The organism is Candidatus Enterococcus willemsii (assembly GCF_009933335.1).
Taxonomy (GTDB): Bacteria; Bacillota; Bacilli; order Lactobacillales; family Enterococcaceae; genus Enterococcus_F; species Enterococcus_F willemsii.
In genome coordinates, this window is sequence record NZ_MAEL01000045.1 from 13,255 (window position 1) to 39,132 (window position 25,878).

24 protein-coding genes are annotated in these 25,878 nt (G+C 36.3%); 21 read left to right on the top strand and 3 right to left on the bottom strand.

Annotated features, from left to right (window positions below):
- Window positions 1–7 precede the first annotated feature (7 nt).
- Window positions 8–1,207, bottom strand: coding sequence for an argininosuccinate synthase (locus BAU17_RS09070; RefSeq protein ID WP_161902499.1), 1,200 nt, complete (start codon window positions 1,205–1,207; stop codon window positions 8–10).
- A 186-nt stretch (window positions 1,208–1,393) separates the two neighbouring features.
- On the opposite strand from BAU17_RS09070, the gene BAU17_RS09075 reads away from it, so the two are divergent.
- The 12 genes from BAU17_RS09075 to BAU17_RS09130 all read left to right on the top strand — a co-directional run bounded on the left by BAU17_RS09075 (window position 1,394) and on the right by BAU17_RS09130 (window position 12,618).
- On the top strand, window positions 1,394–2,854 hold the full coding sequence (locus BAU17_RS09075) for an amidase (RefSeq protein WP_202622309.1): 1,461 nt from the start codon (window positions 1,394–1,396) through the stop codon (window positions 2,852–2,854).
- A 95-nt stretch (window positions 2,855–2,949) separates the two neighbouring features.
- Window positions 2,950–3,477: a YqeG family HAD IIIA-type phosphatase gene (locus BAU17_RS09080; protein WP_161902501.1), complete on the top strand. Its 528-nt coding sequence runs from the start codon at window positions 2,950–2,952 to the stop codon at window positions 3,475–3,477.
- Entirely contained in the window at window positions 3,474–4,583 is a 1,110-nt protein-coding gene (gene yqeH / locus BAU17_RS09085) for a ribosome biogenesis GTPase YqeH (protein ID WP_161902502.1), read from the top strand. Before BAU17_RS09080 ends, yqeH begins: the two co-directional genes overlap by 4 nt.
- Before the next feature lie 13 nt (window positions 4,584–4,596).
- Complete coding sequence (gene yhbY / locus BAU17_RS09090; RefSeq protein ID WP_161902503.1) at window positions 4,597–4,908, top strand: ribosome assembly RNA-binding protein YhbY; 312 nt, start codon at window positions 4,597–4,599, stop codon at window positions 4,906–4,908.
- Between the two features lie 57 nt (window positions 4,909–4,965).
- Window positions 4,966–5,562 (top strand): nicotinate-nucleotide adenylyltransferase, encoded by a 597-nt coding sequence (locus BAU17_RS09095; RefSeq protein WP_202622310.1) that lies wholly within the window; start codon window positions 4,966–4,968, stop codon window positions 5,560–5,562.
- The gene (yqeK, locus tag BAU17_RS09100) at window positions 5,555–6,142 is read left to right on the top strand and encodes a bis(5'-nucleosyl)-tetraphosphatase (symmetrical) YqeK (protein WP_161902505.1); all 588 of its coding nucleotides are present in this window, start codon (window positions 5,555–5,557) and stop codon (window positions 6,140–6,142) included. Before BAU17_RS09095 ends, yqeK begins: the two co-directional genes overlap by 8 nt.
- Window positions 6,143–6,144: 2 nt before the next feature.
- On the top strand, window positions 6,145–6,516 hold the full coding sequence (gene rsfS / locus BAU17_RS09105) for a ribosome silencing factor (RefSeq protein ID WP_202622307.1): 372 nt from the start codon (window positions 6,145–6,147) through the stop codon (window positions 6,514–6,516).
- Between the two features lie 2 nt (window positions 6,517–6,518).
- Window positions 6,519–7,247 carry a class I SAM-dependent DNA methyltransferase gene (locus BAU17_RS09110; protein WP_161902507.1) on the top strand — a complete coding sequence of 243 codons (729 nt, stop codon included), beginning with the start codon at window positions 6,519–6,521 and terminating at the stop codon, window positions 7,245–7,247.
- Window positions 7,248–7,289: 42 nt separating this feature from the next.
- Entirely contained in the window at window positions 7,290–7,628 is a 339-nt protein-coding gene (locus tag BAU17_RS09115; protein ID WP_161902508.1) for an iron chaperone, read from the top strand.
- On the top strand, window positions 7,625–8,785 hold the full coding sequence (locus BAU17_RS09120) for a nucleotidyltransferase (RefSeq protein ID WP_161902509.1): 1,161 nt from the start codon (window positions 7,625–7,627) through the stop codon (window positions 8,783–8,785). Before BAU17_RS09115 ends, BAU17_RS09120 begins: the two co-directional genes overlap by 4 nt.
- Window positions 8,786–8,887: 102 nt before the next feature.
- The gene (locus BAU17_RS09125) at window positions 8,888–9,607 is read left to right on the top strand and encodes a YebC/PmpR family DNA-binding transcriptional regulator (RefSeq protein ID WP_161902510.1); all 720 of its coding nucleotides are present in this window, start codon (window positions 8,888–8,890) and stop codon (window positions 9,605–9,607) included.
- A gap of 242 nt (window positions 9,608–9,849) precedes the next feature.
- Window positions 9,850–12,618, top strand: a complete 2,769-nt coding sequence (locus BAU17_RS09130; protein ID WP_161902511.1) for an HD domain-containing phosphohydrolase — start codon at window positions 9,850–9,852, stop codon at window positions 12,616–12,618.
- Window positions 12,619–12,641: 23 nt separating this feature from the next.
- On the opposite strand, the gene BAU17_RS09135 is transcribed toward BAU17_RS09130, so the two are convergent.
- The gene (locus BAU17_RS09135; protein WP_161902512.1) at window positions 12,642–12,947 is read right to left on the bottom strand and encodes a hypothetical protein; all 306 of its coding nucleotides are present in this window, start codon (window positions 12,945–12,947) and stop codon (window positions 12,642–12,644) included.
- Window positions 12,948–13,128: 181 nt separating this feature from the next.
- On the opposite strand from BAU17_RS09135, the gene BAU17_RS09140 reads away from it, so the two are divergent.
- Window positions 13,129–13,764, top strand: a complete 636-nt coding sequence (locus tag BAU17_RS09140; protein ID WP_161902513.1) for a hypothetical protein — start codon at window positions 13,129–13,131, stop codon at window positions 13,762–13,764.
- 76 nt (window positions 13,765–13,840) lie between these two features.
- Window positions 13,841–15,406 (top strand): cardiolipin synthase, encoded by a 1,566-nt coding sequence (gene cls / locus BAU17_RS09145; protein ID WP_161902514.1) that lies wholly within the window; start codon window positions 13,841–13,843, stop codon window positions 15,404–15,406.
- A gap of 45 nt (window positions 15,407–15,451) precedes the next feature.
- Here cls and helD read toward each other — a convergent pair whose 3' ends face one another.
- Complete coding sequence (gene helD, locus BAU17_RS09150) at window positions 15,452–17,719, bottom strand: RNA polymerase recycling motor HelD (RefSeq protein WP_161902515.1); 2,268 nt, start codon at window positions 17,717–17,719, stop codon at window positions 15,452–15,454.
- 480 nt (window positions 17,720–18,199) lie between these two features.
- Here helD and BAU17_RS09155 point away from each other — a divergent pair, with 480 nt between their 5' ends.
- The 7 genes from BAU17_RS09155 to thrS all read left to right on the top strand — a co-directional run bounded on the left by BAU17_RS09155 (window position 18,200) and on the right by thrS (window position 25,800).
- Window positions 18,200–18,715, top strand: coding sequence for a GNAT family N-acetyltransferase (locus tag BAU17_RS09155; RefSeq protein WP_161902516.1), 516 nt, complete (start codon window positions 18,200–18,202; stop codon window positions 18,713–18,715).
- A gap of 162 nt (window positions 18,716–18,877) precedes the next feature.
- Window positions 18,878–20,737 (top strand): asparagine synthase (glutamine-hydrolyzing), encoded by a 1,860-nt coding sequence (gene asnB / locus BAU17_RS09160; protein WP_161902517.1) that lies wholly within the window; start codon window positions 18,878–18,880, stop codon window positions 20,735–20,737.
- Window positions 20,738–20,847: 110 nt separating this feature from the next.
- Window positions 20,848–22,107, top strand: coding sequence for a carboxylate--amine ligase (locus BAU17_RS09165; protein WP_161902518.1), 1,260 nt, complete (start codon window positions 20,848–20,850; stop codon window positions 22,105–22,107).
- Window positions 22,108–22,113: 6 nt separating this feature from the next.
- Window positions 22,114–22,833 (top strand): aspartate/glutamate racemase family protein, encoded by a 720-nt coding sequence (locus tag BAU17_RS09170; protein ID WP_161902519.1) that lies wholly within the window; start codon window positions 22,114–22,116, stop codon window positions 22,831–22,833.
- Between the two features lie 93 nt (window positions 22,834–22,926).
- Entirely contained in the window at window positions 22,927–23,298 is a 372-nt protein-coding gene (locus BAU17_RS09175) for a DUF488 domain-containing protein (RefSeq protein WP_161902520.1), read from the top strand.
- A gap of 1 nt (window position 23,299) precedes the next feature.
- Window positions 23,300–23,497: a 2-hydroxymuconate tautomerase gene (locus BAU17_RS09180; protein WP_267913753.1), complete on the top strand. Its 198-nt coding sequence runs from the start codon at window positions 23,300–23,302 to the stop codon at window positions 23,495–23,497.
- A gap of 368 nt (window positions 23,498–23,865) precedes the next feature.
- Complete coding sequence (thrS, locus tag BAU17_RS09185) at window positions 23,866–25,800, top strand: threonine--tRNA ligase (RefSeq protein WP_161902522.1); 1,935 nt, start codon at window positions 23,866–23,868, stop codon at window positions 25,798–25,800.
- Window positions 25,801–25,878 lie beyond the last annotated feature (78 nt).

Below are 25,878 nucleotides of genomic sequence, written 5' to 3' on the forward strand. Positions count from 1 at the left end.
TCCTCCGTTAGTCTTTTTGTGCGGCTTGAATCTCTGCGTGAACTTTACTTGGAAGTCCCCACAATTTAATAAAGCCAACTGCTGCATCTTGGTCAAATGTATCCGCAGAAGTGTAAGTAGCTAGATTTTCATCATATAAACTATTTGCTGATTTCCGTCCTTCACAGATGATATTTCCTTTAAATAATTTCACACGAACAACACCATTTACATATTGTTGTGTGCTCTTTAAGAAAGCGATTAAGGCATCGGTTAATGGGTTGAACCATAAACCGTTATAAATAATTTGTGCTAATTGTTGTTCGATAATTGGTTTGAAATGCGCTAATTCTCGCACGAAAACCAAATCTTCTAACTCTTTATGAGCAGTCATTAATGTCATAGCTCCGGGGCATTCATAAACTTCTCTGGATTTAATCCCAACAAGTCGATTTTCAATATGGTCAATACGACCAATCCCATGATTGCCTGCTAGAGTATTTAATTCAGCAGTTAATGTGGAAAGATTCATTTCTTTGCCATCTAACGCAACAGGAACACCTTTAGCAAAAGTAATTTCGATGATGTCTGCTTGATCAGGAGTTTCTTCTAATTCTTTGGTTAAGGCATATGCTCCTTTTGGCGGAGTCGCCCATGGGTCTTCTAAAACGCCACATTCACATGCGCGTCCCCATAAGTTTTGATCAATTGAATAAGGGTTATCCAAATCAGCAGGAATAGGAACGCCTTTTTCTTTTGCATAGGCAATTTCTTCTTCACGAGACCATTTCCATTCACGAACTGGGGCAATGACTTTTAGGGCAGGGTCTAAAGCAGCGATAGCGACTTCAAACCGCACTTGGTCGTTTCCTTTCCCGGTACAGCCATGAGCAATAGTGGTGGCATTGGTTTCATGCGCTAATTCTACTAATTTTTTAGAAATTAATGGTCGAGACAGCGCAGAGACGAGTGGGTATGAGTTTTCATAGAACGTATTTCCTTGCAAAGCAATCAACGCAAAATCTTGTGCAAATTCTTCACGTGCATCAATGGCATAAGACTCACTAGCGCCGACATCCAATGCTTTTTGACGAATCGCCTCCGTGTCGCGACCTTCTCCCACATCTAAACAACAAGCAATTACATCGTATCCTTCGTCAACCAACCATTTTACTGAAACGGAGGTATCTAAACCTCCTGAATATGCTAAAATAACCTTTTCTTTCATATTTATGCAATCCCTCACTTTTAATTTTATGAAGTAATCTTATCAGAAAACAAAATATTAAGCAATGATAAAAGCATAAATATACATAAAATATTCTTAATAAGCTTAAATATACATATTGAGTATGAGCTGAAGCTAGAAGAAATAATAAAAATATGGTACAACTGAACAGAGGTGAAGGACATGATAAATGACGGATTATATTGGGCAGAACAGTTAAAAACAAGAAAAATTTCGTTTTCAGAATATGTACAAGAGTTAGAGCAACGAATCAATGACTACAATCCAACTCTGAATGCATTAGTAACATTTGAAAAGCAAGCTGCAATTGAACAATACGAACAAACAGAAGGTCTTGAGCAAACCCTCTTTGGTGGTTTACCGATTCCTTTAAAAATGCTTGGTCATTCAAAAAAAGGTTGGTTGTCAACATCAGGAAGTCGCTTATTTGAAACGCAACGGTCGCAATCAACTAGTCATTTTGTGCAGCGCATTGAACAAAATGGTTTGATTCCAATTGGGCAAACTGCAGCACCAGAATTTGGCTTTAAAAATGTGACAGATGCACAGATTTATGGTCATACGAGAAATCCTTGGAATGTGACTTGTTCATCAGGCGGTTCGAGTGGTGGGGCTGCAGCAGCAGTAGCTTCGGGAATGTTTCCAATTGCTACGGCAAGTGATGGTGGGGGTTCTATTCGTATACCCGCATCATTTAATGGCTTAATCGGCTTGAAACCTACACGTGGGACAATGCCAGTAGGGCCTTCTGGTTGGCGTGGTTGGCAAGGAGCGTCAATTTCATTTGCGCTGACTGTATCAATGCGTGACACGCAAACACTGTTTTATGCGATGCGAGGAACAGAAGCAGCTGCACCATATCAAGCACCTCAAGCAGAGTGGGGACATCAGCAAGCGAGTAATAAGAAACTCAAAATTGCTTTTTGTTCAACTTCTCCGGTAGGTAGTAACGTTTCTCAAGAGGCGGAACAAGCTGTAGCGGATGCCATTCAATTCCTGATTGCCCAAGGACATGAGGTTGTCGAAGTCCCTTATCCTGTTAATGGCGCAAGTTTGATTCGAAATTATTATCAAATGAATGGTGCCGAGACTGCTTCAATGTTTGACGAAATTTCAACGTTGTTGCAAAGAGAAGTGACAAAAGAAGATATGGAATTGATGACATGGGGCATTTATCAATATGGTAAAAAATTACCGGCAGCAAGTTATGTTCAATCTTTACAAGAATGGGATTTGGCAGCCTATCAAATGGAGCAGTTGTTTGAATCTTTTGACTTGTTTTTATCACCAGCGACAGCTCATACGGCACCTAACATTCAAACCGATTTACAAAGTGATACGATTCGTGAAAAATTATCACGGATGGAAGAATTATCAACGCAAGATGCTGCAGAGACGGTGTATGAGATGTTTGAAAAAAGTTTGACTTTATCGCCCTATACGCAATTAGCTAATTTAACTGGGCAACCAGCAATTAGTTTACCCACACATCTTACGAAAGAAGGGATGCCTTTAGGAATTCAATTTATGGCATCCAAAGGACGAGAAGATTTGTTGTTCCAAGTTGGATTTGCGTTTGAAAATCAACAACAATTTCATTTGCCAGAATTTTATTATAAGAAATAAGTAGAAACCTTTTATTTCTGTGTATTTTATTGTATAATCAACGGTTGAGGAGTACAGTGTCGTACTCCTTCATTTTTTGACTAAGAGGAGAAATTATGTTTTCAAATTACAAACCCACTTGGATGGTCGATGCGATTTATAAAGTGACTCCTGAACAATTGAAAAAGCATGGCATTAAAGCTGTTTTGACGGATTTAGATAACACGTTAATTGCGTGGAATAATCCTGACGGCACAGAAGAGTTGCGTGCTTGGTTAGAGATAATGAAAGAAGCGGACATTCCTGTCGTGGTGGTGTCGAATAATAATGCAGAACGCGTTGCTCGCGCTGTAGAAGTATTTGACTTAGCGTACGTTGCTCGTGCCTTGAAACCATTATCAAGAGGGATTAACAAGGCTTATCGTGAATTAAATGTAGATAAAAATGAAGTGGTGATGGTCGGCGATCAAATTATGACAGATATCCGTGCTGCCAATCGAGCTGGAATTAAAAGTATTTTGGTAAAGCCCGTTGTCAATACAGATAGCTGGAAAACGAAAATGAACCGCTTTTTAGAGAAAAAAATTATGAAAAAACTTTTAAAAAAACATCCTGAAATGAAATGGCAAGGTGAATTACAATGACAGAAGCAATTCAATGTATCGGTTGTGGTGTGACGATTCAGACCGAAGATAAAGATGCTTTAGGTTACACGCCTAAAGCTGCATTAGAGAAAGGCATTGAAACAGAAGAGGTTTATTGCCAACGCTGTTTTCGCTTGCGACACTACAACGATATTCAAGATGTTTCATTGACTGATGATGACTTTTTACGATTGCTCAATGGATTGGGGCAAGAAGAAGCGCTAATCGTGAATGTTGTGGATATTTTTGATTTTAACGGTTCGCTAATTCCTGGTTTGCATCGTTTTGTAGGTAATAATCCAGTGTTATTGGTAGGAAATAAAGTCGATATCTTACCAAAATCATTGAAAAAATCAAAATTAACTCAATGGATGCGTGAACGTGCACATGAAGCAGGTTTACGTCCAGTTGATATTTTACTAACAAGTGCAAAGAAATCAGGCGAAATGGAAGATTTACTAGCACTAATTGAGAAATATCGTGAAGGACGTGACGTCTATGTTGTAGGTGTAACCAATGTTGGAAAATCAACCTTGATTAACCAAATTATTCGTCATACTGCAGGCGTTCAAGAATTAATTACTACCTCTCGTTTCCCTGGAACAACGCTTGATAAAATTGAGATTCCATTAGAGGATGGTCATTATTTAATTGATACGCCAGGAATTATTCATCGTCATCAAATGGCACATTATCTTGGGAAAAAGGATTTAAAAATTATTGCACCGCAAAAAGAAATTAAACCTAAATCTTATCAATTAAATCCAGAACAAACACTATTTTTAGGTGGATTGGCGCGTTTTGACTTTATCCAAGGTGAGCGCAGTTCATTTATTGCTTATGTGTCGAATGATGTTGATATTCATCGTACCAAATTAGAAAAGGCAGATGCCTTTTATGAAAAACATGTAGGTGGATTATTGCAACCGCCACGTCCTAATGAAACGACAGAGTTTCCAGAATTTGTGCGTTTTGAATTTTCAATTAAAGAAAAAACAGATATTGTCTTTGCTGGACTTGGTTGGATTACTGTCACAAAACCAGGAGTTGTTGCTGGTTGGGCGCCAAAAGGTGTGGACGTTCTAAGAAGAAAAGCATTGATTTAGAAGGAGAAAAAAGATGGAATTAAGAGGCAAACAAAAACGTTTTTTACGTAGCGAAGCACATCATTTACAACCGATTTTTCAAATTGGTAAAGGTGGCGTCAACGAAGCGATGATTATTCAAATTGGTGAAGCGTTAGAAAAACGTGAATTGATTAAAGTATCATTACTACAAAATACTGATGAGGTAGCTGAAGATGTTGCTGAAGAATTAGAAGCAGCGCTAGGATGTCAAGTTGTTCAAATTATTGGACGTGTCTTAGTAGTCTTCAAGCCATCATCAAAAGAAAAATACCAAAAAGTGTCAACACAAGTTCGTTCAATCTAATCAAAGGAGGTTTTTGAGTTGCAAGGTGAATCATTTCGTGTACAAACACTGACTGAAATGGAGCCAGTTCTTACATCAAAGCGCAAACAAGTAGGAATTCTTGGAGGGACATTCAATCCTGTTCATATTGCGCATCTCATTACCGCCGATCAAGTAGGGAAAGCATTGGGATTAGAAAAGGTATTATTAATGCCGTCTAATCAGCCTCCCCATATTGACGAAAAAAAGACAATTGATGCTGTTCATCGTGTGAAGATGCTCGAGTTAGCTATCGAAGGCAATGAACAACTAGCGATTGAAACGATTGAGTTACAACGCGAAGGAAAAAGCTATACGTATGATACTATCAAATTGCTGATGGAAAAAAATCCAGATACTGATTATTTCTTTATTATCGGTGGAGACATGGTTGAATATTTACCTAAATGGTATAAAATTAACGAATTAATGCAGATGATTCAGTTTGTCGGCGTTCGTCGCCCGCATTATCCAGTAGAAACACCGTATCCGATTATCTGGATTGATGTACCTTTAATGGATGTTAGTTCAACAGATATTCGTAAAAAAATTACCCAAGGATGTTCTGTGAATTACCTCGTTCCATCAAATGTGGTACACTATATTCAAGAAAAGGGGCTGTACCTAAATGAATAATAGTGAGATTTACACAGAACTTGATCGGGAATTGCTTATCCAAAAAGTACAAATGCAAATGAGCGAAAAACGTTTTCGACATGTGTTAGGCGTAGAAGAAGCAGCGATTGCGTTAGCTGGGAAGTACGGTGCATCGATTGAAAAAGCAAGTATTGCAGCACTTGTCCATGATTACGCAAAAGAACGCCCAGATGAAGAATTCCAGCAAACTATTCGTAAAGAAGGTTTTGATTTGGATTTATTGCATTGGGGGAATGAGATTTGGCATGGTTTAGTCGGTGCCAATTTAGTTCAGCGTGAATTAGGCATTGATGACGAAGAAATTTTACAAGCGATGCGGGTGCATACAACAGGTGCAGCAGAAATGTCTTTGCTTGATAAAATTATTTATGTAGCCGATTATATCGAACCGGGTCGTAATTTTCCTGGTGTAGAACAAGCACGTGAACTTGCAATTGTTGATTTAGACGCAGCGGTTGCTTATGAAACAAAGCATACTTTGGCCTATCTTGTTGAAAAAGAAGTGCCGATTTATCCAAAAACACTAGAAACATATAATAAATGGGTTGCGAAAAAGTAACCATGGAGGGAATTATCATAGAAAGTAAACAAATTTTAGAAATCGCTGTTCGCGCAGCTGATTCAAAACATGCAGAAGATATTATTGCCTTAGATGTTCGTGAAATTTCATTATTAGCGGATTACTTTGTGATTTGTTCAGGAAATAGCGAACGTCAAATTAAAGCGATTGTAGAAGATATCATTGAACAAGAAGAAAAAGCACAAGTTGAAGTTAAACGGGTCGAAGGAAAAGATGGTGCAAAGTGGATTTTAATCGATTTAGGCGATGTCATTGTTCATGTCTTCAGTAATACAGAACGTGACTTTTACAATCTTGAAAAACTTTGGTCAGATGCACCATTAGCTGATATTAGCGAATGGATTGTTGAGTAATTATGTCTTATGAAACTTTTGCGTTCGTCTATGATGAAGTAATGGATACTAGTTTGTATCAACGCTGGTTAGATTTTTCATTACGACATTTAGATGAACGAAAACAAATTTTAGAATTAGCCTGTGGGACGGGTGCCTTGGCTGTTGAATTTGCTAAAAATGGTTTCGATGTGACGGCGCTTGACTTGTCAGAAGAAATGCTGATGATTGCTAGTGGACGTGCGGAAGAAGCTGAAGTCGCTATTCAATTTGTTGAAGGGGATATGCTTGATTTATCAGATGTGGGAACGTATGAAGCGATTACCTGTTTTTCAGATTCGATTTGTTATATGGAAAATGAAATGGATGTCCAACAAGTTTTTGATGGCGTATATCGAATATTAGAAGAAGATGGTGTCTTTATTTTTGATGTTCATTCAATCTATCAGATTGATGAAGTGTTTCCTTCATATAGTTATCATTACCAGACAGAAGAATTTGCTTTTTTATGGGATAGTTATGAGGGAGAAGAAGCACATAGTATTGAGCACTTCTTAACATTCTTTGTAGAAGATGAGAATGGGCATTTTATGCGTGAAGACGAGTTGCATCGAGAAAGAACCTATCCAATAGAGACGTACTTGTTATTGTTGGAAAATGCCGGCTTCTCACACGTAGAAGTCTGTGCAGATTTTATTGATAGTGAACCAAATGAAAAAAGCCGTCGTTGGTTTTTTGTCTGTCACAAGTAGACCGAGAACTTCTCTCGGTCTTTTTTGAATAGGAGGTCAGAAATGTTCATAGAGTATATTGCGCAAGCACCGAAAGAACACCAAAAATATTTAAAAAAAATGTATCAACTACTTAAAGAAGAATTACCTGAAGCAACAGAAAAATTTTCGTATGGCATGCCGACTTTTTACTGGAAAAAAAATGTTGTGCATTTTGCGGACAACACCAAACATTTAGGATTTTATCCCACACCAACTGTGATTACTGCGTTCAAAGAAAATTTGACAAAATATAAATTTTCCAAAGGAGCTGTGCAGTTCCCGTATTCAGAGCCTTTTGATGAAACGCTTATTCGTGAGATGGTTCGCTTTCGTAAAACTGAGTTGGAGGAGCTACAATGAAAGCTTGTGGAATTATTGTTGAATATAATCCCTTCCATAACGGGCACAAATATCATGTAGAGCAAGCTCGTAAGTTGTCAGGAGCAGAGGTTGTAGTTGCTGTGATGAGTGGAAATTTCTTACAACGAGGAGAACCTGCCATCATTGATAAATGGTTGCGGGCGCAAGAAGCTTTGCAAAATGGTGTAGATTTAGTCGTTGAATTGCCAATCCAATGGTCATTACAATCCGCAGATTACTTTGCGCGTGGAGGTATTTTATTGTTGCAAGCCTTGCAATGTGAAAGTTATTGTTTTGGGACCGATGCAGGTGATCACTTTGATTATCAAGCGTTCGGACAATTTGTAGTAGATAACCAAAACGTAATTAATGATTCTTTTCAACAATTAAGTGACCCGACGTTAACCTATGCACAAAAAATGACTGAAGTCTTTCGACAAATCTATCCTGAATTAGTTTTAACAGGTAATCAACCAAATCATATTCTAGGTTTGAGTTATGCGCAAGAAAATGCACATTATCCAAGACCAATGCGTGGCTTGCCACTGACTAGAATTGGTGCGGGTTATCATACAACAGAGTTAACGTCAACTATAGCCAGTGCGACGGCCATTCGTCAAGTGGTTTACCAAGAACGCTCGATTGCAGATGTCGTACCGAAACAAACAGCTCATGATTTAAGACAATATCATGTCTCTTGGGAAAACTATTGGGACTTTTTAAAATATCGGATTGTGACAAGTTCGATTGAAGATTTGCAGAAAATTTATCAAATGGTCGAAGGATTGGAATATCGTTTGAAAGCGTTCGTTCATCAAGCAACTAATTTTGCAGAATTTGTTCAATTGATAAAGACAAAGCGATATACGCAAACTCGTATTCAGCGTTTGTTATGCTATGTATTATTGAATTTAACGAAAGAGGAAGTTGAAAAGGCCTGGCAAACGAATTATTTACATGTGTTAGGATTTACTGAGAATGGGCAACAATATTTGAAAGAACAAAAAAAGAACTTTTCTTTACCGCTTGTGTCAAAAATTGGCAAAGTAGAGGAAGAAAAATATCCATTAGCTATTCGCAGCGATCAAGTCTACCAAATGGGTAAACCGCAAATTGTTGAACAAAATTTCGGGAAATTTCCAATTCGTCTGTCTTGATTGCAAGAAAATACTTCACAGAATGGCTTTGGCAAAGTATAATGGTAAAGGACAAATTTCGTCATTATTGATGAAAGAAAAAATAGAAAGCGAAGTGAGATTATGGGTCGTAAATGGGCAAATATCGTAGCAAAGAAAACTGCGAAAGATGCGAATAATAGTAAAATTTACGCAAAATTTGGGATTGAGATTTATGCAGCAGCGAAATCAGGTGATCCTGACCCTCACTCAAACCAAAAATTAAAATTTGTTATTGATCGTGCGAAAACATATAATGTACCAAAACATATCATTGATCGTGCGATTGAAAAAGCCAAAGGGTCTGGCGATGAGCAATTCTCTGAATTACGTTATGAAGGTTTTGGGCCAAATGGTTCAATGGTTATTGTTGACACATTAACCAATAACGTCAATCGTACAGCAGCGGATGTTCGTGCCGCTTTCGGTAAAAATGGTGGGAACATGGGTGTATCTGGTGCTGTTTCATACATGTTTGATAATACCGCTCTATTTGGTTTTGAAGGTACAGACGCTGATGAAATTTTAGAATATTTAATGGATAAAGACATTGATGTTCGTGATGTAGAAGAAGATGAAGGACAAATCATGGTACATGGTGAACCTGATGACTTCCATACGATTCAAGAAGCGTTAAAAGAAAAAGGCATTGAAAACTTCAATGTTGCTGAAATAGAAATGGTTCCTCAAAACGAAGTAGCGTTAACGGGTGATGATTTAGCGCAATTTGAAAAAATGATTGATGCCTTAGATGACTTAGAAGATGTCCAAAAAATCTTCCATAATGTGGATTTAGGCGAGTAAAAAAGAGCGTTTGCTCTTTTTTTTTGCTCTTTATGTTATTTATTGAAAAAAATCAATATCTTTATTATAATCTTTTTGTTATAAAGGAATGCAACCTGTTACGAGTAAATTTAATTGCACAAAAAAAGATTAAATTACTTGAAAAAATGTATAAACTAGCCGATAACTATTAGGAGAGTCTGTGAAGAAATGAATTTATAACTATAAGTTTCTATTCATAAGAAATCATTGGAGGTGAATGTATGCAGAAGCTTCGCAGAAAAATGAAACCACTCCTGCGTTTAGGAAGAAAAGAATCAATTTATTTTATGGTTTTTTGTCTATTCATTTTTGTGGTGTCTATTTCCCTGCTATTTGTTTATGAGAAGAAACGATTAAATAAAGAATATAATACAATTATTGAAGAAACATTAACTGAGAATCTGCATCATGATGTACAAGGGCTCAAGTTGTCGCTAGATAGTGTCAAAAAAGAGTTGATGGTTGCCATGAATATGTTTGAAGATAATCAATCGGATGAATTAAAAGCTTTTTTAGCGCATCAAAATCAGTTAAATCCATCGCGTCGTATTTTATACCAGAAGTTAGAAAAACAAACAGATATATTGCAAATTATTCCGGCTGGGACGAAAGCTGAACTAGCAAGATTAAGAGAAGGACAAATTGTTTTTAGTCACCCCATTTATAATGAAGCAACTAACGGACATGTTATTAATGTCGTGGCACCTTTGATGGATGACGGAAAAACTCACGGCTTCTTGTATTCACAAGTTGATTTATCTGCGTTATTGTCTAAGCATATGACAAATGATACATACAAAAATGTGCAAAGTAGTATCATTGATAATCAAGGTGTCATTTTATATACGTCAGAAAGCAAGGCAGCTAAAGAGACAGGAAACTTATACGAGGTCTTTCCTGATTTAGTCATTGGGAAAAAAGATAGGGAACAAATTCATGCAATGATTGATGATGAGAAAAAAGTAAGCAGTGTCATATTTAATAGAAAGAATACGTCTTATTTTGTTTCTGCTATGCCGATTACTATCAACGATTGGTATTTAGTTCTATCGGTACGCGGATCAGACGTGTTACTTCGTTCAGCAACAATTTTCAAAGAAATTGTTCGCATCAGTATTGTAGCAATTTTAATTACTTTATCGGTGGCGTGTATTGTTTTTTTACAGTTGTTGTTTAGTAATCGACGATTAGAAATCGAACAAATACGCAATAAACGTTATGCTTCACGTTTACAAGCGATGTTTAGCCAAAATAATGTCTTAAGCACGGCGATTGATATTAAAACAAGGCGAATTATTGATGTAAACGATGCGCTAACCAATTATTTTGGTTATCCACGGGAAGAAATGATTGGCAAAGAAATTTCCCACTTTAATTTAGTCGAACGAAAAGTTTTAGATGTGCAATTTGAAAAGATGAAAAAAAGCAGTACTGAATTTTTAGCAGTCCCTCATCGGCTGTCAGATGGATCAATTAAGCTGCTTGATGTATCTACTTCCGTAATCGATGATGGTGTCGAAAAGTTTCTTTATGTTATTTTATTTGATTCAACCGATAGGGAATGGTATCGTAGCGAGTTATTCAAAGAAAAAGAATTTTTACGTATCACATTAAATTCAATCGGTGATGGTGTTGTCACAACTGATAATCAGGGGCGAATTACAGGACTAAATAGTGTGGCTGAGAAATTAATAGGCTGGAGCACAGAAGAAGTAGAGAATCAGTATTTTACGGATATCGTTCACCTACAGAACGAAAACACAGGAGAAATAACGAGTAATCCTATTCAAAAAGTATTATCTACAGGCAAAACAATCGGTTTAGCTAATCACACGGAATTAATCAACCGGTACAGTGAGGTTATCCCGATTACAAACAGCTTTGCGCCAATTCAATCAGAGCGTGGCAAAACATTTGGTGTCGTGATGGTATTTCATGATATGCGTTTAGAAAAAGAACATCATAGACAAATTGAGTTTTTAAGCTATTATGATGAATTAACTGGATTATTTAATCGAAAATATATGGAAAATGCGATTGTAAAGCTAGCTAAAAAACAAGAATCTTTAGCCGTTATCATGATTGATGTAAATGGTCTAAAAATTAGTAATGATATTTTTGGGCATGAAACGGGCGACTTAGTTTTGAAAAAAGTAGCAACAATTCTTGAGGAAACATGTTCTTCACGCGATTTAATTGCTCGTTGGGGTGGCGATGAGTTTGTTATCTTGATGAAAGGAAAACTTTTGCAAGATGCTGAAAATTTAGTTAAACAATTGAAAGATATTACTGTGTTTATTGAAGGGAGCAATTTACCTTTAAGTTTGTCCTTCGGCTGTGCCTGCACCGATAGCCAAACATCTATTGCCATGGCATTACAAGATGCTGAAAAAAATATGTATCAACAAAAATTATTAAATGGTAAAAGCTATCGTAATGCGATTATTAGTACATTATTAGCAACGTTATACGAAAAAAGTAATGAGACAGAAGAGCATTCAAAACGACTAGAAGAGTATTGTTTGGCAATCGGTCAAAGATTACAGCTTTCATCAAAGGAACTGGATGAGTTATCACTACTTGCTTTGCTTCATGATATCGGTAAAGTAGGCATTGATGCTAATATCTTGAAAAAACCGTCTGCTTTAACTGATGAAGAATGGGTTGAAATGAAACGTCATCCAGAAGTAGGTTACCGGATTGCGCAAGAGACAGCTGATTTGGAAAGCGTAGCAGATTTAATTTTAGCACACCATGAACGCTGGGACGGCAAAGGATATCCTCACCAACTAAAAGGAGAAGAAATTCCATTAGCTTGTCGTATTTTATCAGTGGTTGACTCTTTTGATGCGATGACAAATGATCGTGTATATCGTCAAGCGATGACTACTGAAGAAGCAGTCGCTGAAATTAAGCGTTCTTCAGGAACTCAGTTTGATCCGAAGATTGTTGAACACTTCATACACGTGTTAGAGGAGCGCAAAGAGTAAAGGAGAAATCATTGATTTCTCCTTTACTCTTTTGGTGGATTTTGTGCTGCGTAATAGTCTCTAATAGAAAATCCATGAGGCAATGGCGATAAATCAGGATAACCAGACAGTGTTTTTTCTTTGTTTCGAGCAACCCATTCTGTGTATTTTTCTGGATGGTGTAAACGAATGTCTTCTGCCCAACGTCGGCTGTCATCAGCTAAACTCGGTGCTTTTTTATTGATAGGCTTCTCAATAGTTGATGTTTCTTTTTTGTCAGGAGATTGCACGTCAGGTTTGGTTGTCGGATGTTGCGCATGAAATACGGGTAGATTAGGTGGTATTTTCAAATGAACTCACTCCTCTGTCTATTTACTAATTGTATCGGATGTTTTAGTAAGAAGTTTAGTGGGAAGAAGCAAGTAAATGAAAGAAAAGTAACCGCTTTTTTCGTATTTCAGTAAATGTTTTTTTGGAATTATGGTATGATTAGGAAAACGAGTTAATTTTTAACTAACAGGGGGCTAAACAGTGGAAGAAAAAATTGTTTTACAACCCTTTGATCGAATTTTGAGTGGTTATGAGAAATTAACAGAAGTTGCTGTTTCTGTGGCTGATTGTTCACAACTGTGTCAAAAGTATCAATCATTTGGGGTTCAAGGGTATCGATTAGATAATTATCAAGGAACAAGTTACTTAAATCGTTATTTAAGTTGCTCAGTTGAGCGTGCACCAATGTTGATTTATCGCAATGATTATCTAATTCCATTGGTTTTTCGTTCTTCGCCTGAGTCTAAAAGACTATTTGATGAGCCAACTCGAATGGCTGGTTTTTTTCTTCTTTTAGAATGGTTATTAGCAAATAAACCAAAAAAGGCATTAATTACAAATCAATCAGAGCAAACAAGAAGCTATCAAGTTGTAGATAGTGCTTATGTGGCATTTCGTTTATCTGAAATTTTGGATGGGGCAGGCTTTCCTATTAGTCAATTTCAAACAGTAGAGGAATTCATGGCTTGGAATCGCCAATATCGATTAATTAACAATGGTCAAATCGGACGACATAGTAAAATTTTTGATCCAGAGAATCAAGAAAATGTAGTTGAATTGCGTATGATATTAGAAATTATTCATTTAAAGTATCCTGAGACGACTTTTTTTATTTAATGAAAAAGACAAGTTGCAAAAGCTTGTCTTTTTTTGTTTCTTTTGTGTATGATAAGAAAGGCGTAGGAGGGGAAAAATGGAAGAGAAAGAACCAATTTATTTATTAAAAAGAGGAAAAAAAGGGTTGTTGCAACTGATTTTTAGTCGAATAGGGATTGCATTGGTATTTTTATTATTACAAGTACTATTATTAGTCGCTTTATTTGAATATGTATCCAATAATTATGTGCATGTGTTTTATGGGGGGGCCATTGTAGTTACAGTTTTTGGCTACATGTTTTTGCTGAATAGTCGCAGTGATAGTAGTGTCAAGTTAACTTGGATGGTGCTATTTACAGTGTTGCCGATTATCGGTATTTTTCTTTATTTTTATATGCAATTAGAAATTGGGCATCGTTTGGAAAAAAGGCGTTTGGTTCGTTTAAATGAAGAAAGTAGTCAGTTGATTGAAACAGAACCACAACTGATGGAAAAAATTCAAGAGGAAAAAGATTTGTTAGGTGTTGCAACGTTTGTAGGGGCAACTGGACCATACCCGGTGTATGAAAATACGAATCTGACGTATTATCCCACTGGTGAAGATAAATTTTTGGATTTGATGGAGGAACTGCGACGAGCAGAGTCCTTTATTTTTATGGAGTATTTCATTGTTGGTGAAGGAAAAATGTGGGGGTCAATTTTAGATATTCTCATCGAAAAGGCAAAAGAGGGCGTTGAAATACGTTTCTTATATGATGGTTTTAATGAATTCTCATTGTTGCCACATAGTTATCCTAAAAAACTCGAGGCTTTGGGGATTAAATGCAAAATTTTTGCACCTATTCGTCCGTTTGTTTCAACGGTTTATAACTTCAGAGATCATCGAAAAATTTGTGTCATTGATGGCAAAGTCGCTTTTACTGGTGGAATTAATTTAGCTGATGAATATATCAATGAAATTGAACGTTTTGGTTACTGGAAAGACACAGCAATTAAGATAAAAGGACGAGCTGTCGATAGTTTTACATTAATGTTTTTACAAATGTGGGCATTGGATGATGGTGTGCTGGATGTAGAGAATTGGTTGAATAGACCACAAGAAGTCATCCAAGAAGCAGGTCATGTGATTCCATATGGTGATATTCCATTGGATGGCGATCGTGTCGGTGAATTTGTCTATTTGGATATTTTGAATAAGGCAACTGAATACGTACACATTATGACACCGTATTTGATTTTGGATGGTGAGATGGAAAGTGCGATTTATATGGCGGCCAAACGTGGGGTAGATGTAACCATTATCTTGCCGCATATTCCAGACAAGGCCTACGCCTTTGCATTGGCAAAAAGCCATTATCGCACATTAATTGAAGCAGGGGTTCATATCTATGAATTTACGCCTGGATTTGTTCATGCGAAAGTTTTTGTCAGTGATAATAGTAAAGCTACTGTTGGCACCGTAAATTTGGATTATCGTAGTTTTTATCACCACTTTGAATGTGGCATTTATATGGAAAAAGTAGCGGTTATTCCGACGATTGAAGAAGATTTCCAAAAAACACTTGCCCAATCACAACGCATCACCCTGGAAGACGTCAAAAATGAAAGTGTCTTAATGAAAATAATGGGCTGGACCTTAAAAGTGTTTGCACCACTTATGTAGAGAAAAGCTGACAAACATTTCAAACCTGTTTGTCAGCTTTTTTCTTTATTTGGTTGTATAGGTAGTTGAATCAGCTGTTGCTAATAAAGGACTAATTGTTTCGATAGCAATTAATGACAATTCATGCATAGCACGCGTAGCAATCGTATAAAGGACTAACTTGTCTTGTTCTGTTTGGAATGCTTGATTGATGTTCCACGCAACCACACGGTCAAATTCTAAACCTTTGGCTAAAAATGCTGGAATAATCATAATTGGACGTTTCATAAAGTCTTCTTCAGAAACGATTAATTGAATTTTTTCCTTTAAATCATTAGTTAATGAGGCATACAAAGTCTCACATTCATCTGTTGTTTTACAAATAATCGCTGTCCGCCAACGACGATTTTTTTCTTCGTCTTGTAACTCATTTGCTAACCATTGCATGGCTTTATCCGGTTGGGTTTGGATGATACGTGGTAGAGGACCACGGCGCGCTGTAGTTTTTACTTGGTCTTCTTGAGACAAGAATTGATTTGCAAAATTAGTGATTTCTTCTGTTGAGCGATAACTAGTCGTTAATTGGTAGCGTGCTACTGTTTCTGTTGGGAACAGTTGATCCAAGGAATGGACAATGGTTTCATTCCCAAATACTTTTTGGTTTAAATCACCACACAAAGTCATTCCGGCTTTGGGATAAAGCTCTCGTAATAAGGCGACTTGTGCGGGTGGAAAATCTTGCATTTCATCAACGAAGATAAAACGTGCTTTTTGTTCAATGCTCATTGGATATAAACCACGTACTAGTAACGTATATAGCAAGGCATCTTCTTGTGATAATTGACGAGTTCGTAATGATTGACGAGTTTGCTGAATAGATTGTAACCACTCATCTTCTGAAATTTCAGCTGCTTTCAGCAAATCGCCGGTTGTTTGTTTTAAGAAATGCAAATACTGTTTTGGAAAATGAATAAATTGAAACTGATTGACGCCACGGGTCATTGCCCGGAATTTCTTACGCACGATTTGTCGGCGAACTTTGTTGAATAAGCGACGTTCGTTCTCCTCAGAATCTTCTAAATTAGGGTCATTTTCGAAGATTTCTTGGACTTTTTCACGTGTTGCTTCTTTGACCCATGATTTTTTGGCTTCCTCTTTTTCAAGACCGCCAATTTTTTTCAAAATTTTAGTTTGTAGTAACTGTGTCCGTTGATATAACGGCAATTGTGGATTTGTTTCTTGATACCATTGACGAATTTGTTGTTTGGTAATATATGTGTCACCTTTTACTTTGAGGTCACGGAAAAGGGGACCAAAGTTTGTAATTGATTGAAGATAATTCGGAATTTGTTGCACTAAAGCGAGACCGTTTTTTAGTTTTTCCACTCGATCGTTTGCACCTGTTAAGAAGTTTTCTTCTTGTTGTTCTTCTTTTATGATTTCATAATTTGGTAATAAATTTTGTAAGAATGATCGGAAAGTCCGTGTAGGCACTTCACTTTCACCTAAAGAAGGTAACACCATGGCGATATAGTCTGAAAATAGATGGTTCGGTGAAAATAACAACACTTGTTGGTCATCAAGCCATTTGCGATTACGATATAATAGAAAAGCAATTCGCTGCAAGAGTGCAGAAGTTTTGCCACTACCAGCAATTCCTTCAATTAACATTACCTTACTGGTTGTATCGCGAATGATTTGGTTTTGTGCTTTTTGAATCGTTGAAACGATGTTCTTCATTTGTGAAGAAGAAGCTTCGTCTAAAATTTCCAATAAGAATTCGTCGTTAATCACTTCAGAAGTATCGACCATTGAAAGCAATTGACCATCACTAATTTTGAATTGACGTTTTAGTAGGAGTTCAACTTCAAATTCATCGGTATCTGTTTGATAAAAAGTCGGTCCTAACTCGCCTTCATAATAGAGATTAGCAATTGGTGCGCGCCAGTCAATGACAATCGTTTCTTCTTTGCTATCTCGTAAAGAGGAAATTCCTAGATACAGCGTTTCTTTTGGTTCATTTCCTTCTGTAAAATCAATTCGGGCAAAATAAGGATTGCCGGACATTGTTGTTAATGTTTTTAAACGTTTTTCTTGTGATTCTGCTGTTTGATAACGCAACATTAATTCTTGTTCGTGTTGTTGGTATTCTAGTACCGATTCATAAAAGGCTTCTTCCGACCCTGTGTTAATTCGTTTGTCTGAAATCTCCTTTAACTGTGATTGCAAGGTGTCTTGTAATGTGTCTTGTTGTTTCTTGATTAATTCTTGTTCATTTTGAATCACTTGAATGGTGGATTCAACATGTTGCTGTTCGAGTAAACGTTCTTCCATGCGGCAACCTCCTAAAAAATATAGCCCCAAAATTATAGCACATAACGAACTTAGATGGGGAATAAAAAATCTTTATTCCTACAATAGCGTGAGTTATGAATACACCAATTTTTCTGATATAAATTAGCATCGTTAAATTTCCTAAAATGTTTCACGGGTAGTTCCAAGTGATTATATGGATTTTATTATGCTAGATAAGCATTTTCGTTATTTCGTTAGTAGTTTTATTTTTGTTTCGTGAAACATTTAATGTGTCGTGGCAGTTGCGAATACTAAGCACCTAAGCAAGCTAGCTTAGTAATAAGCTTGATAAATAAGGGATTATCAGGTGGTATTAATTTTTACGTTATCCACAGATAATTAAAATACGCATAAAACAGTCTTTATTTTTTTGATAAACAAAACTTATCAATTATTTATACTCGTGATACTATTAGAAAAAATAACATTTTTTAGAAAGACTAAAAAAGGAGGATGGCTATGTTAAACTTCGTGCGACCATCATTACAATATAAACAACAAATTTTAGATTATCGTCAAATTTTTGAAGAAACGGTAGAATCAATGGATGGTTCATCTTTTTTAGCGCAAATGCCATCGGTAGAAGCGTGGCTAGCTGTGTTAGAAAAAATGCGCAAGGAGCAGCCTCCTGTTGAGTTGGCGCCTAGTGAAACGTGGCTAATTATTGATAAGGGGACTCTCGTGGGGATGTCCAATTTACGTTTTCGTTTGTGTAATGACTACTTGGAAGCGTTTGGTGGACATATTGGTTATTCCGTCCATCCGAATTATCGAAAACAAGGGTATGGCACACAGATATTAAGAGCGACTTTATTAGAAGCTAAAAAAAGAGGTATGACTGAACTTTTAGTGACTTGCAACGATAACAATATAGGGTCAGCTAAAATTATTGAAGCCAATCATGGGCAATTAGAAAAGAAAGTTTTGGATACGACGAATCAAGAAATTATTCGACGATATTGGATTACGTTATAAGTTTTTATTTCAAATGGTATTTTCAAGAGATTTATTTAAAAAAAATCAAATTTGTAAGATAATTCTGGACTATATCGGATATATATCCTATAGTAAATTAGACTATTGTCAAATAATGATAAATAAAATAGTAATGAATTTTTAGATAGGTGGATTTATTATATGTGTGGAATCGTGGGTTTTGTGACGAATAAATATACAATTGAAGAAAAAAAAGAACAAATACATCAAATGATGGATCGGATTGTGCATCGTGGGCCTGATAGTTCAGGTGAATTTGTCGATGATCACGTTGCCTTGGGATTCCGTCGTTTAAGTATTATCGATTTAAAAAGTGGCGATCAACCAATTTTTAATGAAGATCGTACGAAAGCAATTATTTTTAATGGAGAAATTTATAATTTCCAAGAATTACGTAAAGAATTAGAAGCCAAAGGGCATATTTTTACAACGAAAGCCGATACAGAAGTCATTTTACACGGATATGAAGAATATGGCACAGATGTTGTGAAAAAATTAAGAGGAATGTTTTCTTTTGCGATTTGGGATCGTGAAAAGCAAGAATTGTTTGGTGCGCGTGACCATTTTGGTATTAAACCTTATTATTACTATCATGGAAATGATACGTTTATGTTTGGTTCTGAAATTAAAAGTTTCTTAGATCATCCAGATTTCGTCAAAGAAGTGAATAAGAAAGCATTAAAACCATACATGACTTTCCAATATTCAGCAATTGATGAAACATTCTTTAAGAATGTGTATCGTATTCCAGAAGGGCATTACTTTTTTGTTCGCAATGGTGAGTTAGAAATGACTCAATATTGGGATGCAGATTTTTCAGAAGAAGAGATGACATTAGAACAAGCCATCGATTTAATTGATGATGCTGTGCAAGAATCAGTAGCTGCGCATTCCATTAGTGATGTGAAATTAGGAACCTTTTTATCAAGTGGTGTAGATTCAAGCTTTGTAACGTCTGTAAGTAAACCAAACTATACATTTTCAATTGGTTTTGGTGACAAGAGCTATAACGAGTCACATGAAGCGAAGAAATTAACTGAAAAATTAGGGTTACGCAATTTTTCTAAATTAGTAACTAGTGATGAAGCGTTTAATGCTTTTCCGAATATTCAATACCATTTAGATGAGCCTTCATCAAACCCATCTTGCGTGCCTTTGTATTTCTTAGCGAAACTTGCGCGTGAACAAGTAACGGTTGTGCTTTCAGGTGAGGGTGCAGATGAATTATTCGCAGGTTATACAGATTATGGTTTTGCAACCAAATCAAGAACGGTTCGAGTGTTTGCTGAAAAATTAAAAAAATTACCCAAAAATACTCGTTATAGCTTGGCGCGTACAATTAAAAAAATGCCAACCTTTAAAGGTAGCTTACATCTGTATAAATCTTTAGCACCAGCAGAAGATTTCTTTATTGGGCAAGCATTTGTTTTTGAAGAAGATGAAGCTGATCAAATTTTACAGCCAGCTTATCAAAAGAGCGTGACAGTGAGAGAAATTGCGCAAGCGCAATATGATAAAGTACCGAATTTACCAGAAGTGAAAAAAATGCAATATTTAGATATTCACCAATGGATGCCTAAAGATATTTTATTAAAAGCCGATAAAATGACAATGGCGCATTCTTTAGAAGCTCGTACACCATTACTAGATATTCGAATGATGGAATTGGCAGAAAGAATTCCAGTGAAATATTTAATGAATGCTGAAAATACAAAATATGCCTTTCGAAAAGCAGCTAATCGTCATTTACCGGATGAATGGGCTGATCGTGAAAAATTAGGATTCCCAGTACCGATTAAAGATTGGTTACATGAAGAAAAGTTCTACAAAGAAGTTCGTAGTGTATTTGAGCTAGACTATGTACCGGAATTCTTTGACCAAGCAAAAATCCTTGAAATGCTGGATAAAAATTATACGCAAGAAATTGATGCTCGTCGTAAAATCTGGACAATCTATTCTTTCTTAGTGTGGTATAAAGTTTATTTTGTCGATGAAAAATAAACTAGCTGTTCCCTTGTATTTTTGATTTATGTTATACTGGTATCGTCTTGTTTTATTTGTCAAGAATGTATAAAGCAATCAATAAAAGGAAATAATTATCTAATTTGAGAATGAAAGAATGTGTTTTAACAGTGAATAAAAAAATGAACGAACAATTTCAACCCATTTTATTGGGTAGCGACATCAATGTTTATGGTATGGCACGTTCCTTTTACGAAGAATATGGGATTGTGTCTGAAGCTCACAGTGCGGCATTCCTTTCAGCAACAAAATACAGTAAAATTGTGAATGTTCATGCCCACCAAGGGTTTAATGAGTCTGAAGGTTTTATTGCTGTGATGCGTCAGCTGATGAAAGAATACGAAAACGATACTCGAAAGTTGTTATTAGTTCCTTGTGGCGATGTCTACACAGAATTAGTGACACATCATAAAGAAGAACTTTCAGAACGCTTTATCTGTCCAACAGTAAATGCTGAAATTCAAGAATTGTTATCAAATAAAGTATCTTTTTACGAAACGTGTGAAAAGTATGGCTTACCTTATCCTGAAACGCTAATTATTACGAAAGAGCTTTTCGAACAAAAGCGATCAATTACATTGCCATTTGCTTTTCCAGTAGCCTTGAAACCAGCTAATAGTGTAGAATACTTGGATGTTGAATTTGAAGGGCGTAAAAAAGCCTTTATTATTTCAGAACAACAAGAATTAGATGGCGTATTGGCTAAGATTTATGCTGCAGGCTATCGTTCAGAAATGATTTGTCAAAACTTTATTCCTGGTGATGATTCTCGGATGCGTGTATTAAATGCTTATGTTGATCAAAATCATCATGTGCGTATGATGTGTCTGGGACATCCATTACTTGAGGATCCAACACCGCAATCAGTGGGAAACTATGTTGCAATCATGCCAGATTACAATGAAAAAATTTGTAAACAAATTAAAGCGTTTCTTGAAGAAATTGAGTACACAGGATTTGCAAACTTTGATATGAAGTATGATGAACGTGATGGTGAATATAAATTATTTGAAATTAATTTACGCCAAGGTCGTAGCAGTTTCTTTGTGACATTAAGTGGGTACAATTTAGCAAAATACTTAGTAGAAGATTATATCCTAAATATCCCTTCAACAGAAACGATTTATGGTAAAGGGGATAAATTATGGATTGGCGTGCCTAAAAAAATTCTTCTGAAATATATTGCTGAAGGACCTGACAAAGAAGAGATGAAACGTTATCTTAAAACGAAACAATATGGATCAACTATTTATTATAATAAAGATATGAATGTTAAACGGTACCTATTAGTGCAACATATTTTCCGTGGGTACTATGGACGTTACAAAAAATACTTTAGAAAGAAATAGATGTGTATGAAAAACTTTTTTGCTATTTTAGGTGGGATGGGAACACTAGCGACTGAAGCTTTTGTTCAACTATTAAATGAACGCACACCCAATCATTCCGATCAAGATTATTTGAATTATTTGTTGATTAATCATGCGACAGTTCCCGATCGCACAGCGTTTATTTTGGGAAAATCAAATGAAAATCCTGCGACAAAACTCAAAGAAGATTTGATACAGTATACACCTCTTCAACCAAACTTTTTTGTGTTAACTTGTAACACAGCGCATCACTTTTATGATGAATTAACTAGTGTCACTTCTGTACCAATTCTTCATATGCCACGCTTGGCAGTCAAAGCTATCTTAGCAAAATTTGGGCGTGATGATCGACCAGTGCGTGTAGGAGTATTAGCGACTGAAGGGACTATTCAATCAAAAGTGTATGAAAAAGAGTTATTGGCACATCAAGAAATAGATGTGGTTATTCCACCAATGGAAATTCAAACACAAGTGACCAATCTTATTTATCGAGACATCAAAGAAAATAATTTTTTGAATGAAGAATTGTATTTTTCTATTCTTGAGAAAATGATAAAAGAACATGCGTGTGATGTTTTGTTATTAGGGTGTACCGAACTTTCATTGATGGAAGAAGTAACTAAACAAACGCTCTATCCAGTTGTCGATGCACAATCTGAATTAGTGGATGAAACGATTCGCTTGGCTTTGGAAGCAAGAGATTAATCACGAAAAGGACATTTTCATTATTGAACGTGTCCTTTTTTGTTTGTACAATATTTAGTTGCGCGCTATAATTTACTCAGGAGATGAGCAAAAATGGGCAAACTCAAAATCAAACGAGCCTATGAAGAAATGACACCTGAAGATGGCAAGCGAATTCTAGTGGATCGTGTGTGGCCTCGAGGGATAAAAAAAGAGACCTTACATTTAGATTTGTGGGCAAAAGACATCGCTCCAACTAAAGAATTACGCCAGCAATTTAATCATCAAGTCGAAAAATTTTCATGGTTTCAAACGAACTATCGCACAGAATTAGCTGCTAATTCTTCTGTAACTGCTTTTATTCAACAAATTAGTGAATGGTTACAAACAGAGAATGTTACATTGATTTATAGTGCGAAAGATACCCAACACAATCAAGCGGTGGTGTTAGCTCAATTTTTGAAAGAAGAACTAGCTATTTGCTAAATTGAAGAAAAGAGGAAATAATATGCCATTTGTTCATATTGAATTAATCGAAGGACGTAAACCCGAACAATTAGAAGCAATGATGAAAGAAGTAACAGAAGCTATCCACAAAACAAGTGGTGCACCGAAAGAAAATATCCACGTGATTATCAATGAATTGAAAAAAGGGACTTACGGAAATAACGGTGAATGGAAATAAATTAATTTCTTACTTGCAATTTTCTGTAAGAAGTGGTTAAATGATACCATAATTGATTGATGAGAAAGACAACTGCACTTGAGAGTCTTCGATAAGAGAGGAAAAGCTAGGCTGAAACTTTTCCAGAAGAAAACCAAGGAATGACCACTTTCGAAACTTTTGTTGAAGCAAAAGCGGTCGTACCGTTATCACGTTAGAGGAACACGTTTATTTTTCGTGTTTAAAATTAGGTGGAACCACGAATTTTCGTCCTAGTGTCACAATTGTGATGCTAGGACTTTTTTTATTGTAAGACATCTATACGATGGAACAGGAACTTACAATACGACTTTCTTATCAATCAATAATACGAACTAGGAGGAACTAAAATGATAAACATTACTTTTCCAGATGGCGCAGTCAAAGAATTTGCGGCTGGAATTACAACCAAAGAAATCGCTGAAAGTATCTCAAAAAGTTTAGCTAAAAAAGCCTTAGCAGGTAAATTGAATGGTGAATTAATCGATTTGGATCGAGCAATTGAAGAAGACGGAGCTATTGAAATCGTCACTCCTGATCATGAAGAAGCGTTGGCTTTATTGCGTCATTCTACTGCTCATTTGATGGCAAACGCAATGCGTCGCTTGTATCCAAGCATTCATTTTGGTGTAGGACCAGCAATTGATTCTGGATTCTACTATGATACTGATAATGGTGAACATCCAGTGACTGCTGAAGATTTACCAGCCATTGAAGCTGAAATGATGAAAATTGTGAAAGAAAATAATCCAATTACTCGTCGTGTATTAACGAAAGCAGAAGCGTTAGAATTATTTGCAGGCGATCCATATAAAGAAGAATTAATCAATGATCTACCAGAAGATGAAGTCATTACAGCTTATGAACAAGGTGATTTTGTTGATTTATGTCGTGGACCACACGTACCATCAACTGGTCGTATCCAAGTCTTCAAATTATTGTCAGTGGCAGGTGCTTATTGGCGCGGTAGCTCGGATAACCAAATGATGCAACGTGTCTACGGGACAGCTTTCTTTGACAAAAAAGATTTGAAAGAATTTATTCGTTTACGTGAAGAAGCAAAAGAACGTGACCACCGCAAGTTAGGGAAAGAATTAGACCTATTTATGCTATCTCCTGAGGTTGGCTCTGGTCTACCATTCTGGTTACCAAAAGGTGCTACTATCCGTCGTACAATTGAACGTTACATCGTGGATAAAGAAGTAAGTTTAGGCTATCAACACGTTTATACACCAATTATGGCAAACGTTGATTTGTATAAAACTTCTGGTCACTGGGATCATTACCATGAAGATATGTTCCCGCCAATGGACATGGGTGATGGCGAAATGTTAGTGTTACGTCCGATGAACTGTCCACATCACATGATGGTTTATAAAAATGACATTCACTCTTATCGTGAATTACCAATTCGAATTGCCGAACTAGGAATGATGCATCGTTATGAAAAATCAGGTGCGTTATCAGGATTGCAACGTGTACGTGAAATGACATTAAATGATGGTCACACATTCGTACGTCCAGATCAAATTAAAGAAGAATTTAAACGTACATTAGACTTAATGACATCTGTATATGCTGATTTTAACATTACAGATTATCGTTTCCGTCTAAGCTACCGCGATCCAAATAACACAGATAAATACTTTGACGATGATGAGATGTGGGAAAATGCGCAAATTATGTTGAAAGCTGCAATGGACGAATTAGAATTAGATTACTTCGAAGCTGAGGGTGAAGCAGCTTTCTATGGTCCAAAACTTGATGTGCAAGTTAAAACTGCGCTAGGAATGGAAGAAACATTGTCTACGATTCAATTGGACTTCTTATTGCCAGAACGTTTTGATTTAACTTATGTTGGCGAAGACGGCGAAAATAATCATCGTCCAGTTGTTATCCACCGAGGCATTGTCTCAACAATGGAACGTTTTGTCGCTTACTTGACCGAAGTATATAAAGGGGCATTCCCAACTTGGTTGGCACCAATTCAAGCAACAATTATTCCTGTTTCAGTTGAAGCACACAGTGACTATGCTTATAAAGTCAAAGAAATGCTACAAACAAAAGGTATTCGTGTGGAAGTTGATGACCGTAATGAAAAAATGGGCTACAAAATTCGTGCATCACAAACACAAAAAATTCCATACCAAATCGTTGTCGGTGACCAAGAAATGACAGACGGTACAGTAAATATTCGTCGTTATGGTAGCAAAGAAACAGCGGTAGAATTGCTAAATGAGTTTGTAGATGCCATTGTTGCAGAAGTAAATAATTTTAGTCGTTAATAAAAAAAGAATGTTCTCCGAAAGGAAGAGCATTCTTTTTTAGGCTTAACAGTAAAAATGACATCTATATTGTACATT